We start from the raw sequence: 16241 nt of genomic DNA on the forward strand, positions 1-16241 counted from the left end.
TAAACCGGGAAAGTCATCTTTATTTGTTTATCCTTATACCAATTCAAATTCTGATAAACAGATTTGCTTACCAATTACCGGAAGACCGGAATTTATAATGAGCTTTAAAAATTTAAACTTAATCAATCCAATTGTTCGTGCTGTAACAGAGGCTGGATATTCCAAACCTACTGAAATACAGCGTACAGCAATTCCACATATTCTGGCAGGGAAAGATATCATAGGATGTGCACAAACAGGAACCGGAAAAACAGCTGCATTTGCCATGCCCATACTCCAGTTACTGAAAAGACATAGCCCTGAACATAAAGAAATACGTACCTTAATTCTTACTCCCACCCGGGAATTAGCAATACAGATAGAAGAAAACTTTGGCGTCTATAGCAAATACATGCCTCTGTCTCAACTCTCTATTTTTGGAGGCGTTTCAATAGGCGGTCAGCTTGCGGCACTGAGAAAAAGAGTAGATATTCTTGTAGCAACCCCAGGAAGATTGCTGGATCTGGTGAACCAAAGACATATAGATCTTTCGAAGATTGAAATATTGGTTTTGGATGAAGCAGACAGAATGCTTGATATGGGATTTGTAAATGATGTAAAAAAGGTTTTAAAATTAATTCCCTCGAAAAGACAAACCCTGTTTTTTTCTGCAACCATGCCGGTAAGTATAAAGAAATTTGCCGAAACAATTCTGAATAACCCCGTAGAAGTTACTGTAACGCCTGTATCTTCAACTGCACAGACTGTGAAGCAATCCGTATATTTTGTAGAGAAACAAGATAAAACAGATTTGCTGATAGATATACTTCAGAAAAAAAATACCGTCAGATCATTAGTGTTTACGCGTACCAAGCATGCCGCGAATAAACTTGTTCAACAGTTAGAAAATGTAGGGATTTTTGCAGCGGCTATTCATGGAAACAAATCACAGGCGGCAAGACAAAATGCTCTTGATGATTTTAAAAACAGCAGAATTAACGTGTTGGTAGCTACAGATATTGCAGCAAGAGGTATTGATATAGATGACCTTCCTAATGTCGTCAACTATGAACTTCCCAATATCCCGGAAACCTATGTTCACAGGATTGGGAGAACAGGAAGAGCAGGAGCGGAAGGTACTGCTATTTCGTTTTGTGATACAGAAGAGCGGGCAGATCTCAAGAATATTCAAAAACTGATCGGATTTACAGTTCCGGTCAGATCATTTTATAAATAAATTCTGTAGAGTTTACAGAACATAATATTCAATTTTAATAATAATTACAATGCAACAAGGCACAGTAAAATTTTTCAATGAAGCAAAAGGCTTCGGATTTATTACTCCAGCAGATGGGAGTAAAGATATATTTGTACATTCTTCAGGATTGAGCGTGAGTTCAATTCGTGAAAACGATAAAGTAGTTTTTGATGTACAAAAAAGTGACAAAGGTTTAAATGCTGTCAATGTAAAATTGGCATAATTTAAACATGATTGTAAATATTTCAAAAGACAATTTTTTGCAATTTCAGTTTCATAATTTTATATTTTTTTACAAATTAAGAATCCATACATTTCGTCTGGATATATTGTTTGAACGGACATTAATATAAATACATTACTTTTTATTTTCATTATGTTCACTGACCTCTTACACACATGTAAGAGGTTTTTTAATATTAGGCAAGAGAGTTATGTATTCTGATTGTACCGCAAGTGAAAAAATGAACCGAACAATAAAATTAGCTTTATGATACTTGAAAAAATCATTATATTGCTCCTATGAAACATAAACGATTGATCGATACAGTTTCGTAAAATAACTAATAACCACGACAAACCAAAACAAAGCAAAAACATGCGAATTATGAAAAGAAATATCATTCTATTGCTTTCTTTCATTGTGTATTTATCGGCAAAATCGCAAACAAATCTTTCCACAGATTCCATAGCACAAAGAAATGTATTCCAAAATTTAAAGCCTGAATTTGAGAAATACGAAAAACAGCACGGAAATTATATTCAGACCAATAATGTAAAAATGCATTATTTGGAGTGGGGGAATAAAAAAAATCCAACCCTTGTCTGGATTCCCGGAACGTATAGCAATGGATATGAATTGTACGAAATTATAGATCAATTGGTAAAAATGAATTTGCATGTAATTGCTATTGATTACTACGGGCACGGATTTACACCCATTTCTCAAAAGAACCTTTCTATTTATCACGTTGCAGATGACATCAAATTTCTTCTGGATAAGATGAAGATCAAAAAAGCAATTATTGGAGGCTGGTCCAGAGGAGGTACCATAAGTTCAGCATTTTATAATTCTTATCCGGAAATGGTTCAGGCGCTTATTTTAGAAGATGGAGGGTCTGTAGCTTGGGATTTTCAGGCAAAGGCGGCTAACATTGTGAAAGATATTGAAGAAACCAAACAATATTATGTAAACAAAAAAGAAATGATTTTTGATAATGAGTTTGATGCATATTGGTTTATGTATAACAATTGGGGAATAAAAGGGAAAGAAAATGAAAAACTGAAAAAAGAAATTTTCACTTCTTATGCACGCATCAAGAAAAATACAAATGGAAAATATGAAATAAATCCAGGTGCAGAAGAACTTACCGGTGAAAATTCCGCAGAAGAAAACATCGCCATTATTTACACGCCTTTTACTTCTAAAACGGCTTTCGGGGCTTCAACACATCAACTAGATCCTAAAATTATTTATCGAAATCTGAATAAGCCTGTACTTATTCTCGATCCCGTCAGTAAGAATGATTGGTTTGATTTTAAAGAAGAAAATGATAAGCTTACAAATGAACACCAACCGTTTATCGTTCACAAGGTGTATGAAAACACATGGCATGGCGTAAAAGATGAACGCCCGAATGAAGTAGTGAAGGACATTAAAACATTCTTATTAAACAACAAGCTGATCAAATGAGATTTCCACTTTTCAAAAATATTCTGATCACTTATAGTTGTAGGGTAAAGAAGACATGTAAGATGAAGTTAAAAATAGTATTACCACTTTTATTGCTTACCATCAATATTGTTCATGGGCAAAATACAGAATTTAAAAAGCAAGGACTGCTTGACAAGTCACTGAAAAAAGACAGCGTTATTGCTGAGTTTTCGGAACTCTATCATTTAACAAATACTATTCATCCAGGGCAATTTATGTTCTGTTCAAAAAATGAATTTGATACAACGTATTCCTCTTTAAAAAACTCCATAAAAACAGATCTTTCCCTTGTAGAATATTATAAATTAACAGCCACTTTAATGGCAAAAATTAAAGATGGACATACAGCCGTTGATAGGGGGCGAATTATTGGTTTACTCAATGACAGATTGGTTTTTCCTTTCAGCATCTATAAAATTAAGGATCATTATTATCTGGATAAATCATCTCAGGAAAATAAAGAATATTCAGGATTGAGAATTTTAAAAATAAATGGGAAAGACATCAATGTTGTTGTGAATGAAATAAAACAATACATACATCTTGAAGGCAGAAATGAAACAGGGTTAAATGCACGATTCAGTAATTTCCCTTTTTATTATTTTATTTATAATCAAACAGAAAAATTTGAAATTGAATATGCAGACCGTAGCAATCATAAATTGAAAGAAATATTTAAGGGAATGCCATTTAAAACCTATACCAGTAGTATTGCAGAAAAAACAGCACCTTTAACAACAGAGTTCCGGACAAATGATTTAGCTGTTTTAAAATTTCGTTCATTTGAAAATGGGTATAATGAGGCAGACAGAAAAATTGCAGAGAAACAATTAGATCGCTTTTTTATACAATTAGACAGTTTAAAAACTAAAAACTTAATTATCGATTTACGAGATAATAGCGGCGGTTCTGCAGATATTGCCAACTACTTGTTTTCATATTTAAGCAGTACTTCTTATTACTATTTTGATTATATGGGAGCAAAATATAAAAGCGTAAAAGATTGGAAACATTATGCTCAATATCCGGACAATATTGAAGAAATAAACCTGAACGAAACAAAACTCAAAGACGGATTGAACTGTTACACAGAAACCAACAGTACAGATTGGTGGTTTAAACTCCAGCAAAATAAATCTAATTTTTACAAAGGGAAGATCAGTGTTTTGATCAACGGCGGATGTTTCTCAACTACCGGGCATCTGTTAGCATTGATGAGAGAATATAAAATCGGGAAATTTTACGGGGAATATTCACAAGGGAGTAATTATAGCAATGCGGGCGGACAGGCTTTTGTTTTACCTTATTCCAAAACATTGGTCTGGATCCCTACTTTTCAATACAGAATGAGAACTCCCCATTTCATCAATGATCCAAAAGGAATTAAGCCGGACGTTGAAATACAAACAGAACCAGATGATCTGAGGACAGGATTTGACAGACAAATGGATTCTGTGATGAAGCAATACCAATACTAGAGATTTGAAGTGTATTTTGAAGGCACTGCCATGTGCTTTTTATTTTTTTGTTTTCATGATGTCATCATACAAGTTATTCACTACTTTTTCTAAAATCTCTCCTGTTTCATTAAAGCTGGTGTTGGTCAATATGGATATTCCCATATTTTGTTTAGGGTAGATCACAAACCAATTTTGCATTCCATATATACCACCGTGATGTCTATACATTAATTGATGATCATTTTCTATGATGTACCAATGATAACCTTCCCAAAAATCAGAGCCTTCTTTATATAACTTTTTATGAGATTCACTGACAATAAGATTGGATGGGTCAAGCTGCAGTTTCATATATTTCACCAAATCTGTACTTGTAGAGTGTAGTCCTGAAATCCCACCCCATAAAGTTCTGTTGAAGTTGGGCATTAACTCGTTTTTATCGTTGTAGCCTTTCACCAGTTTTGTTCTATCATTTTCATTAAGTGTAAACTTGGTTTGGATCATGTTATTGGGCTTTAAAATAAATTCAATGACTAGTTCCTCAAAAGATTTTTGATATACTTTTTCAAGGATATAGGCGGTTAACTCTGGAGCTGTGTTTGAATAGAAATAGACTTCTCCTGGTTTCGTTTCAATGTTGATGAGTTTTAATCCTTCAAAAAAAGCCTTTTTATTTTCGCTTTTTATAGGGAAATTAGGAAATCCACTGGTATGGGTGATGAGGTGCTTGATTCTTATAGGTTCACCTTTATATTCTAAATTGGGATAAGGTTCATCAAGATAGATTCTGATATCATCCTCTAGATTGAGTTTTTTATCAAGTACGGCTTTAGCGGCGATATAACCTGTAAAAGTTTTGGTTACAGAAGCTAATTCATAAAGGGTAGAATCATTGGGTTTGTTTCCTTTTCCAATCGTTAATTCTCCAAAATGTTGTATGGTGGATTCTCCATCTTTAAGAACTGCAATAGACACAGAATGAAATCTTTTGTCCTCTAATAACTGAAGAGCATTTTTTGTAATGGCGTTTTCAATAGTTTGTTGATGGATTGGATGAATACTTTTACAGCTCAGTAAGGCAAAAGATAAAATAAGGGTTACATATTTCATGGTCAGAATTTTAATTTGACATTCATAATCTGAGGCAAATATGCTGTAGAGAATCCTGAAAAGAGTCCGTATAAAAAAGTCGGACTCATTTTATTGATTAAAATGAGTCCGATTATCTGCAATCCAAAGTTCGATTATTTACAATTGATTATTTATCAGCTGTTTCTGAAAGCTGTTGGCGTTTGATTCGTATATTTTTTAAATGAAGTATGGAAAGAAGATTTTGAATTGAACCCCACTTCATATAAGATTTCTAACACCGTATATTCTTTTTTTGTGGGATCTTTCAGTAGGGTCATTGCTTTTTTAATGCGGTATTCATTCACAAAATCAAAAAAGTGCTGATTGAGGTGATGGTTAATTAAAACAGACAACTCACGAACAGGAATATTCACCTGATCTGCCAATTCCTGAATCGTTAATGAAGGCTCCAGGAAAGGTTCTTTTTCAACCATGAATTTTTTAAGCTGTTCAATCTGAATGCTTTTTGTTTCATCGGTTTTATTTTCAGTTTCCAGTGTTTCTGCAAAATTTTCTGTCAGTTGTAGGGTAGAATCAATTCTTCGAAAAAGCTCAGGATAATTTAATGCCTTTAAGATAAACCAACATGCCGCCAATAAAAAGGAAGCTCCTGCCAGAATATGCAGCCAGATAAACAGATCGTTGCATGCTGTATATCGTATGATATTTTTAAAAATAATACATACATGGATGAATAAGAAAATGAGGGTAAGCTGAAACAGCCATTTGTATAGCAAGGTGTTGGGATTGGTGTAGTTTTCAAGATAAATCTTCTTATATTTTTTAAGGATCATGAATACACCAACGATATAAAAGAAAAACTGCAGTTCTCCGATAAGTTGATACACAAACATTTCAGGAGAGTTCCACATTGTTGTAAAGAAATCTTCTTTAGCAGCACCTTCAGCCAGATAAAGCCTTGGCACTAAAATTAAATTGGCAACAATGAAAGGGATTAAATGCAGTAAATGCTTTCTTTTTAAGGTGAAATCAGAATAACAAACGGCATTCACATACAGATAGAAAAGAGGCATTACCAATAAGTAAGCAGATATTTTGAAAGCTTTCAGATTATAACTCTCCACAAAAAGATGCATAAAAATTCCGCTAATATCAATGGCATTAATGATAAGGAACGCTGCAAATAATCTGTTTTCCAGTTTTCTTTCTGTTTTTACCGTTAATAAAAACACGGAAAGCAACAGCGATACAAAAACAGCAATCGCAGCAATAACTTCCAGAAAACTTAATTTGTCCATTAGTTTTTTTACAAAAATAGGATATAAGTGATAAAGAAAAATGAACTTTTTTGATAAGAATTTTTCAGTTGAGCAATTAACTTAAAATAACTTTAGTGTTTAAAAAATCTTTTGTGACTTAATAAAAAAATGAGACAGTGTTATTATTCTGATGCTGGTCCGCTACGCAAAGTCTCCCGACTTTGAGCTGATAAAATAACATCATTTCTTTTAAAGTACCCCAAAGTCAGGATACTTCGGAGGGCGGAAAGAGGTATATCCATCCATAGACTTCAACGAATTAACTTTGTTGATTCTCAGCTTTGCTCCCTTAAAAATCAGCAGTTTCAAAAATAAAAACTTTGTTTCAGAAAAGTATATCATCAGTACACTATCTTTTAAATTGCTAAAATCCTTAAATCTAGGTACTTTCCATTCGTATATTATTTGTAAGTTAGTGTCGCAGAAGATAATACAGTATAAAAATATAAAGGACAATGCTTATGAATAAAAGTTAATACTGTTTTATTTCTCCTTATTTTAAAAATTATACACTAAAAAACTAAATTATGAACATGAAAAAAACGTTGATTATTCTATCAATAGGTGCTTTGCTTGCTGCTTGTAACAAAAAGTCTGAACAAAAAACAAATACTGCACAGGATACTGTTGCCATAGAAGATAACAGAGCTGCAGAAAAATCTCCGGAAGAAATTACTCAATTTGATATCAACTCAATACCGGTTTCCAGCGCTGAAGTGGGTGAATTACCCTTTTTCAGTTTTCCCCAAGGACTGGATTTCCAAAATAAACCAGTACAAAGAAGTTATGACATGCTGTTTTTTCCACTTAAAGGTGTAATGACGAAAATAGAAGGAAAAGTATGGAAAACTTATGTTATAAATGAGAAAAGTAATACAGAAGAATGGTCGTTGCCCTATTTTTTGAAAAGCTATGATGATGCTATTACAAAAGTAGGTGGTGTAAAAATATTTGATGGTAAAGTTTCTCAGAAAGAGCTTGACAGAATAAAAGAAGAAGCCAAATATTTTGGTGAAGAAGGCTCTATAGATTATTGGAATGAACCCGTAAAAGTGTATGTCATAAGAAGGCAAAATGGTGATGATATTTATATTCAGCTCTATGGAAATACAGCGACCGGGGCAATACAAATTCTACAGAAACTACCGGTTGAGCAAGGTGGAAAACCGTAGAAAGGAGTTGGTGAAAAATAAGGCAAATCCTGCAATAATAGAGAATTGTAGGTTGTTTTGATTAAAAATCTCAGCGAAAGTTGGAATTTTTGTTTTAATTTTCTTTAATATCATATTTATTCTCTTTAGCTGGTTTATGAGAAAAGAAAATGGGTGATTTATCAAAGTGGGCAAAGCATTACAAATTCGTTGATGATTACGTGTACCGCTAAAACGTCCGCTTCATCGAATCAAGAATATCAAAATAAAAACCCTTGCGGTAATTAAAAATAATTTCCAATGAATTTGCTTGTATTATTGGTTCCCACAGATCGCACAGATCTTGTGGATATTTTTCTCTCGCAGATGCCGCAGATTTTTTTAACCCTAACAGAACTCAAAAGCTCTGTTAAGGTTTCTCTCCTCATTCATAATAAATCTTTACATTCATCTTTTTAATCAAAAAGTAATTTCAAATATGATCTATTGAGTGGTGAGAGAATAATTAACATTTTTGTAAAATATAATCGGGTACATCCAGATATATAAAGCCATAATTTTGTCTATATTTAAAAGTATATTAGTATATATTTACGAATGTTTAGAAAATGGCTTGTTTGTATTTTGTACTCTAAGCATGCCTACAAATATGATATAAAAAAGACAATGCCAATAAACCAAATCCCTCCAGACGGAGGAATACTATATAAAGAAACTGATATGGCTCAATTTTTCCCTGAGCCATTCAATGCAATAACTGCTCTGTTATTTTTAATCTTAGCCATTTTTTGGACCATTAAAATTAAAGGAAACGTTAAAGAATATCCTTTTTTAACATACTGCTTAGTTTTATTATATATTGGTGCTATAGGGGGAACTGTTTACCATTCATTCAGACAATGGTCGGTATTTATCATGATGGATTGGATGCCTATTATGTTGCTTTGTTTGTCTGCTGGGTTATATTTTTTAGCTCAGAGTATCAGATGGTACTATGCTGTTGTAATGGTTCTCGCCTATATAGTACTTATGTTGGGTTTGAGGAATTGGATGTTGGCAGATAACACTTCTCTCTTTATCAACGTAAATTATGCAATCATGGCTTCATTTGTGCTTTTTTCGGTATTAAGTTATTTAATCTATACCAAATGGATAGCTGGCAAATGGGTAGGCTTTGCTTTATTGTCATTTGTTCTTGCACTTACTTTCCGCATTGTTGATCAATGGGAATGGTTTAGTTTTGGGACACACTTTTTATGGCATACATGTGGGGCGGTGGCAACGTTTTGCATGTTTAATTATATCTATCTTACACAGAATGCAATTAGAAAAATATAAGAACCTTTTTAGATTTTGTGGTTTTAAATTCTCGCTGATTAGATAGTTTGAGTAGATTTTTTTCCCATAACAATCTGAGATCTTTTGGGAATTATCAGATCAAACCTTATAGGTTTTAAAACTCACACATATTAAAACCTATAAGGTTTAGTCTATCCATAAAATCTGCATCATCCGCAAAATCTGCGTGAGAAAAAATATTTACAAACATCTGTGAAATTTGTGCATTCGTGGCAAAAAAAAATCAATCATAAAGGAGGCGCAAAAGATTGATAATGACATATCCATTTTTTCAAAGAAAATTTAAACAGTCTTTATGCAGTTTTTATTTTCTTTGAAACTCTTATTTATACATAGATAATGAACAGCAATGTTTATTTAATTTTATGAAATTCACAGTCTGATTCTTTTACTATTGAAAGAAAGATGATTTACTTATATTTGCTCTGCAAAGTAAAATTAAATGTTCAAAAAAGTAAGCACTGTATTTATCCTTGGATTTTATACGGTTTTTTGTTCGGCACAACAGGTCCGACCCTCCAAATCATCTGAAATTTACCGTGAACTCAAAACCCTTAAACAGCTGCCTAAAGTTTTATACCTTGCGGCTCATCCCGATGATGAAAATACGGGACTGCTGTCATGGTTAATCAACGATCAAAATGTGGAAACTGGCTATTTGTCTTTAACCAGAGGTGATGGTGGGCAGAATCTATTAGGCACAGAGCAAGGTGCTGCATTGGGTTTAATCAGAACGCATGAACTTTTAGAAGCAAGAAAATTAGACGGAGCCCAACAGTTTTTTACCCGGGCGATTGATTTCGGGTTCTCTAAAAATACTACTGACACCTTTAAACAATGGGATGAAAATAGCATTATAGCTGATGTTGTTTGGACAATCCGTAAATTCCGCCCGGATGTTATAATTTGTCGTTTTCCTCCTACTGCTGCGGCAGGGCACGGACAACATGCGGCTTCGGCTGTGGTGGCGGAAAAAGCTTTTAAGCTGGCTGGCGATAAAACTGCTTTCCCAGATCAACTGAAATATGTAAATGTATGGCAGCCAAAACGCGTATTATGGAATACTTTCCGATTTGGCGGGGTGAATACAACAGCTGAAAATCAACTGAAAGTTACCGTTGGGCAATATGATGCACAACTGGGAATGGGGTATGGTGAACTGGCGGGATTAAGCAGAAGTTTACATAAAAGCCAGGGTGCGGGAACACAGTCTGTAGCCGGCATCAGAACTGAATACTTTTCACACGTTATTGGTGAGCCTGCAAAAACAACACTTTTTGACGGAGTAACTAAAACCTGGACTTCACAAGGAAATGCTGATATAGACCAATCATTAGATAAAATTATTTCCGCTTTCAATTTCAATAATCCTGATCTTAGTTTACCTGCTTTGCTGGCTTTGCGAAAAAAGGTTACAGAGCTAAAAGATACAGATCTGAAAAAAGATAAAATTAGATCTCTTGACAACATCATTTTAAGCTGTGCCGGGTTTATGGGCGAAGTGGTTACCAATCAGGCTGAAGCTGTTGCCGGAGATAAACACAATTTCAGATTAAATTTGATTTCAAGAGCTACGAATCCTGTCATTTTAGAAGATGTAAAATGGTTAAATCAATCAGAAAGCTTCAATAGAAAACTATCAAAAGATTCTTTAATTACCATTCAGCATGATGTGCAGATTCCTACAGATGCAGCACTCACAGAACCTTATTGGCTGGCAAAATCTCCTGTAAATGCAGCAACTTTCTCTGTTCCGAATGATACTTTAATCGGTTTACCTGAGGCAGAATCACCACTGAATGTTTTGCTTGGTTTAAGAATCGGTTCAGAAAAGTTTCAGGTTAAGCTTCCTTTATCTTTTAAGAAATTAGATCCGGTGCGTGGTGATGTGGTCGAAGCTTTGCGTATTGTTCCCGCAATGGAACTGAAATTTACACAACCTCTTTATGTAGCAAGAGAAAATGAAGATTTACATTTGAGCTTAAATGTAAAGGTTAATTCCAGCAAAAAAATCAGTAATGCTAAAGTAAACCTGATGTATAACGGAGAACGATTAGGCGGTGCTGATTTAAGTTCACTCAATGGAAAAGATACTACCATCGATTACGTTATTCCAAAAACTAAACTTGCCACAATACATTCATCTCGCTTACAATTGGATGCCAATTTTGTTGCAGATGGAGTTACTTATAATAAAAAACAAATATTAATTCAGTATCCACATTTACCCACCTTACAATATTTTGCGCCTGCCAGTGCTGTAGTAATGAAAGGAGATATTCAGGCGAAGGTAAAAAAAGTGGGTTATATAGAAGGTGCTGGCGATTTCATCCCTGATTTCCTACGTATTGCTGGTGTTCAGGTAGATGTTTTGAAAGACGAAGATTTTTATGGCAACATAGAAGAATCTACTGGAAACGATAATCAGAACAAGTTATCGCAATATGATGCTATTGTACTTGGTGTTCGTGCAAACAACACAGAGAAAAAATTAGGTCGATGGATACCTTTTTTATGGTCTTATGTAAAAGCCGGAGGTAATTTGGTGATGCAGTATAACACCAACCAGGATACAACCGTTGACAAATTGGGAATGTACAATTTCAGCATTGCCAATAAGCGTGTTACCGAAGAAAATGCAGCAGTTAAGATTTTAAATCCAAATCATAAACTACTGAACTTTCCAAACAAAATCACTGCAGATGACTTTAAAGGCTGGATACAGGAACGTGGTGCTTATTTCCCTGCTCAATGGGACGCTGCGTATGAACCGCTTTTTGAAATGCACGATACGGATGAAGAGCCTCTTCAGGGATCAACTTTATATGCCAAATACGGGAAAGGTAATTTCATTTACACACCGTTGGCATTTTTCAGACAGTTACCTGCAGGAAATGTTGGGGCTGCACGTTTATTTTTTAACTTTTTATCTGCACAGAAAGACTAATGAACAAGCAACTTAAAAATTGGAATATCTGGTATATACTATTAGCCGTTGCATTAGTATTGCAGATCGCATTTTATTATTGGTTTACTAAATTCTGGGCATGAGTACTATAGATTGGACAGTTCTTATTTTTACACTTGTTGCAGTGGTGGTTTACGGCGTATTCATTGGTCGTGGTCAAAAAAGCAACGAATCCTACCTGAAAGCAGATAATAAAATGCCTTGGTACATTGTGCTGATAGGGATTATGGCTACACAGGCAAGTGCCATTACATTTCTTTCAGCACCGGGACAGGCTTATACAGACGGAATGCGTTTCGTGCAGTATTACTTTGGCTTGCCATTGGCAATGATTGTTATCTGTATCACTTTCATTCCGATTTTTCAGCGTTTAAATGTTTACACAGCTTACGAATATTTAGAAAACCGTTTTGATAAGAAAACAAGGGTGCTCACTTCACTGCTTTTTCTTTTTTCCAGAGGCTTATCAACGGGAATCAGTATTTACGCTCCGAGTATCATCTTATCAAGCGTTTTAAACTGGAATATTTATTTAACCAATGTTTTAACTGGGGGTATTCTGTTGATTTACACCTATGTTGGCGGTGCAAAAGCGATCGCTCATACTCAAAAATTACAGTTTCTTATTATTCTGGGAACAATGGCTTTTGCAGGGTATCTGCTTATTCAGAATATGCCGAATGGAATTGGTTTTAATGATGCACTGTATCTGGCGGGGAAATCCGGAAAACTTAATGTAATCACCACAGAATTCGATTGGAAAGATAAATACAATATTTGGAGCGGCTTGATTGGCGGTTTTTTTCTGGCACTTTCTTACTTCGGTACGGATCAGAGTCAGGTCGGGAGATATATTACGGCAAAAGACAATACCAATGCAAAAATGGGCTTGCTGCTGAACGGATTGGTTAAAATTCCGATGCAATTTGCTATACTTTTGATCGGTGCTTTGCTTTTCGCATTCTTTTCTCTAAAACCGGCTCCAATTTATTTTAATGAACGCTCTTATCAATATTTAAAGGAAACAAAACCTGAACAGGCTGCAGTTTTTGAAAAAGAACATCAGGATTTACAAATAAAATTTAATGCAGAATCGAAAGAAATTTTAAAGTTAAAAGAGAATAATTCTCCTCAGCTTAATAAAACAATTCAGGATTTTAAAAATACACAAACTCAAGTAAAAGCATTGCACGGAAAGGTAGAGGAGGCTATTAATAGCTCAAACTATAATGCAGAGAAAACGGATACGAATTACATTTTCCTGTATTTTGTTAAAAATACTTTGCCTGTAGGAATGATCGGTTTATTGTTTGCAGTTATTTTTCTAGCCAGCTGGGGCTCAATTTCCGCAGCGCTGAATTCGCTTGCAGCCTGCTCATTAAAAGATGTTCATTTGATATTTAAAAAAGAAATTCCTGATGATGCCACCGAATTGAAGTATAGTCGTCTGCACACGTTAGCCTGGGGGATTTTCTCCATCGGTGTTGCCATGTTTGCCACGCAAATGGGTTCTCTTATTGAAGCGGTTAATGTATTAGGCTCTCTTTTCTACGGCCCGATATTGGGGATTTTTTTGGTTGCATTTTACTATAAAAAAATAAACGGTTCCAATGTGTTTATTGCTGCAATATTATCAGAAATTACCGTTATTGCCGTTTATCAGTTCGATATTGTTTCTTTCCTTTGGCTTAATGTAATTGGGGCTGCAGCAGTTATTATATTTTCGGCAATCGGGTTACTTTTTTATAAGCGGAAAGTAGTAAATTCGTAAATGAATTATAGTAAACATACAAACAATTAAAAATATTATGAAAACCATTATTAAATCTGCAGCTGTTCTTGTTGCTACAATGACAATCTCTATGAATGCCTTTGCACAGGACACTAAAAAACCAGCAAGCCCTCCGGCTACTACAACAGGAAAAATTAAAGATGCTACCATTACAATTGCTTATAGTAGTCCTTCTGTAAAAGGGCGTACAATCTGGGGTGGTTTAGAAGCGTATGATAAAGTTTGGCGTGCAGGAGCCAATGAAGCAACTACTTTTGAAACGGATAAAGATATTACTGTTCAGGGTAAAAAACTGCCGGCAGGTAAATACAGTTTTTTCCTGATCCCTAAACAAAGCGGAACCTGGACTGCAATCTTTAACAAAGATCCAAAACAATGGGGTGCTTATAAATACCAAGAAGCTAAAGATGCTTTGCGTGTGGATGTTAAAACAAAAGCTTTACCAGCAACACAGGAAACTTTAGTGTATAAAATAAACAGTAATGGATTTACAATGGATTGGGATAAAATCTCAGTTCCTGTAGAGATCAAATAAATGTAAATATAATAAATTAGAATCCCGGTTAACCCGGGATTTTTTGTTTAGAATTTTGATATTGTTTCAAAATTAAGGTCACTAAATCTTAAAAAGTATAATTTATTTTTGAGTGTTCAAAAGTTGATTGATTTTCAAAATCATTTCCTTTGCATTCTGATTGGTTGGATCAAGTTCCAATGATTTCTGATAATCGTTTTTTGACAATGTGTATTCTTTTTTGTTAAAATAAGCTTCACCACGACTGTCATACACATTTCCTGACTTTGGAAACTGATTGACATTTAAGGTGAAAATCTTAAGTGCTGCATCTAATTGATTATCTTTTAGAAATTCATAGCCAAGCCCGTTGAGCTCATTTTCATTGGAGAAGTTGTAGTCATTTGGATTATTCTTTTTCAGTTCTTGGTACAACAGAATTCCTTTGTCTATATTTTTTAAACATTCTTTTCTAATGGTTAAGGCAATGGATTCTTTTTGAGGTTGAATGGGATAATTTTTCCATTGGTTCAAACTGGCAATACTTAAAAGAATTTCATCTATTAGTTTAAAATTATTACCATTAGTCATTATAACCAGACCGTTTCCGTCTTCAAGACTTCCAATATAGTAACACACAAAGCCTTCATTTCCACCACTGTGTCCGAAATATTTTGTGCCTTTGAAATCATTCAGAAACACCCCATAATTATTCTCAATTCTTTTTACGGACATTTCCTTAGATAAAACTTTATTTGATTTACCTGATAATGACAACTGTGTTTCAATGATGTATTTTGCCAAATCATTCGGGTTAGTCCATAAACCGGCTGCGGCTTTTTCAGGATAAATATGATATTTACCTTTTACTTCTTTTCCATTGTTATAAGCCGTTGCAAGTAATTTTTCTTTATCTGAAGAAGGAGGTTGATGGTAAGAACTTTCGTTCATTCCTAATTGGGTCAAAACGTTTTTCAACATATAATCTTCATACTTTTCTCCTGTAGTGTTTTCAAGGATTAATTGTGAAATGGTTGTCCCACCCCCTGAATATTGAAATTTAAGGTTGGGCTCAAACACAGACCTCACCGCAGGAGAGTTGGCAGGTTTTTGCCCATCGAGAATTTGTAGTATGGTAGGTAGCTCTTTCCCTTTTTGATAACCTCCGAATCCGTGAACAGATAAACCAGCTTTATGACTCAACAGATTTGCAATAGAAATTTTTTTACCTTTTGAAAGCGAATCATATGGGAATTTCCAGGTTTTTAAATAATCATTGATGTCATCGTCCAATCCTAATTTTCCTTGTTCAACCAATTTTAAAAGACCGAGACTATTGATAGACTTGCTAATAGATGCTGCCTGAAAAAGTGTTTGTGGGGTGGCTTTTCTGTTTTCTGCAACATCCGCATAACCATAAGCTTTTGTCCACTCTATCTTATAATCTTTTATGACTGCAATGCTCACCGCATTCATATTGTAGAAAGCCATTCTTTCTTTTAGCGTCCATTTTTTTGTTTTCGATGTATCCCAACCGAGCAGATTGTCTTCGAATGATTTTATTTTATCCTTAACATTTTGGGCAAAAACATTCAACGATAAAGAAAGCAGTAGGATTAGGTGTATTTTTTTCAT

At 34.4% G+C, this 16241-nt stretch carries 12 protein-coding genes; 9 read left to right on the top strand and 3 right to left on the bottom strand.

All coding sequences use genetic code 11. The annotated features are described in order from the left end of the window. Nucleotides 1-97: 97 nt before the first annotated feature. The 4 genes from BW983_RS02125 (at nucleotide 98) to BW983_RS02140 (ending at nucleotide 4429) form a co-directional block, all read left to right on the top strand. A complete protein-coding gene (locus BW983_RS02125; RefSeq protein ID WP_076549556.1) occupies nucleotides 98-1216 on the top strand; it encodes a DEAD/DEAH box helicase in 1119 nt (372 codons plus the stop codon). A 49-nt stretch (nucleotides 1217-1265) separates the two neighbouring features. After that, nucleotides 1266-1460, top strand: coding sequence for a cold-shock protein (locus BW983_RS02130; protein ID WP_076549558.1), 195 nt, complete (start codon nucleotides 1266-1268; stop codon nucleotides 1458-1460). Nucleotides 1461-1844: 384 nt separating this feature from the next. Continuing rightward, nucleotides 1845-2930, top strand: coding sequence for an alpha/beta fold hydrolase (locus BW983_RS02135; RefSeq protein ID WP_076550783.1), 1086 nt, complete (start codon nucleotides 1845-1847; stop codon nucleotides 2928-2930). A gap of 62 nt (nucleotides 2931-2992) precedes the next feature. Continuing rightward, a complete protein-coding gene (locus BW983_RS02140) occupies nucleotides 2993-4429 on the top strand; it encodes a S41 family peptidase (protein WP_084184267.1) in 1437 nt (478 codons plus the stop codon). A gap of 39 nt (nucleotides 4430-4468) precedes the next feature. Here the strand turns inward: BW983_RS02140 and BW983_RS02145 are convergent, their stop codons facing one another. Both BW983_RS02145 and BW983_RS02150 read right to left on the bottom strand, forming a co-directional pair. After that, nucleotides 4469-5521 (bottom strand): serine hydrolase domain-containing protein, encoded by a 1053-nt coding sequence (locus BW983_RS02145; RefSeq protein WP_076549560.1) that lies wholly within the window; start codon nucleotides 5519-5521, stop codon nucleotides 4469-4471. 155 nt (nucleotides 5522-5676) lie between these two features. Next, entirely contained in the window at nucleotides 5677-6801 is a 1125-nt protein-coding gene (locus BW983_RS02150; RefSeq protein ID WP_076549563.1) for a helix-turn-helix domain-containing protein, read from the bottom strand. A 548-nt stretch (nucleotides 6802-7349) separates the two neighbouring features. Between BW983_RS02150 and BW983_RS02155 the strand changes: the two genes are divergently transcribed. The 5 genes from BW983_RS02155 (at nucleotide 7350) to BW983_RS02175 (ending at nucleotide 14627) form a co-directional block, all read left to right on the top strand. Continuing rightward, entirely contained in the window at nucleotides 7350-7994 is a 645-nt protein-coding gene (locus tag BW983_RS02155) for a hypothetical protein (RefSeq protein ID WP_076549565.1), read from the top strand. Between the two features lie 576 nt (nucleotides 7995-8570). Further along, nucleotides 8571-9311 carry a hypothetical protein gene (locus BW983_RS02160; RefSeq protein WP_228408932.1) on the top strand — a complete coding sequence of 247 codons (741 nt, stop codon included), beginning with the start codon at nucleotides 8571-8573 and terminating at the stop codon, nucleotides 9309-9311. Between the two features lie 463 nt (nucleotides 9312-9774). Next, nucleotides 9775-12279 (top strand): PIG-L family deacetylase, encoded by a 2505-nt coding sequence (locus BW983_RS02165; RefSeq protein WP_076549568.1) that lies wholly within the window; start codon nucleotides 9775-9777, stop codon nucleotides 12277-12279. Between the two features lie 100 nt (nucleotides 12280-12379). Beyond that, complete coding sequence (locus tag BW983_RS02170; RefSeq protein ID WP_076549571.1) at nucleotides 12380-14071, top strand: sodium:solute symporter family protein; 1692 nt, start codon at nucleotides 12380-12382, stop codon at nucleotides 14069-14071. A gap of 37 nt (nucleotides 14072-14108) precedes the next feature. After that, nucleotides 14109-14627 carry a DUF2911 domain-containing protein gene (locus tag BW983_RS02175; RefSeq protein ID WP_076549573.1) on the top strand — a complete coding sequence of 173 codons (519 nt, stop codon included), beginning with the start codon at nucleotides 14109-14111 and terminating at the stop codon, nucleotides 14625-14627. Nucleotides 14628-14729: 102 nt separating this feature from the next. Here the strand turns inward: BW983_RS02175 and BW983_RS02180 are convergent, their stop codons facing one another. Then, on the bottom strand, nucleotides 14730-16241 hold the full coding sequence (locus tag BW983_RS02180) for a serine hydrolase (protein WP_076549576.1): 1512 nt from the start codon (nucleotides 16239-16241) through the stop codon (nucleotides 14730-14732).

Source organism: Chryseobacterium ureilyticum (assembly GCF_900156735.1).
GTDB classification, from domain to species: domain Bacteria; phylum Bacteroidota; class Bacteroidia; order Flavobacteriales; family Weeksellaceae; genus Chryseobacterium; species Chryseobacterium ureilyticum.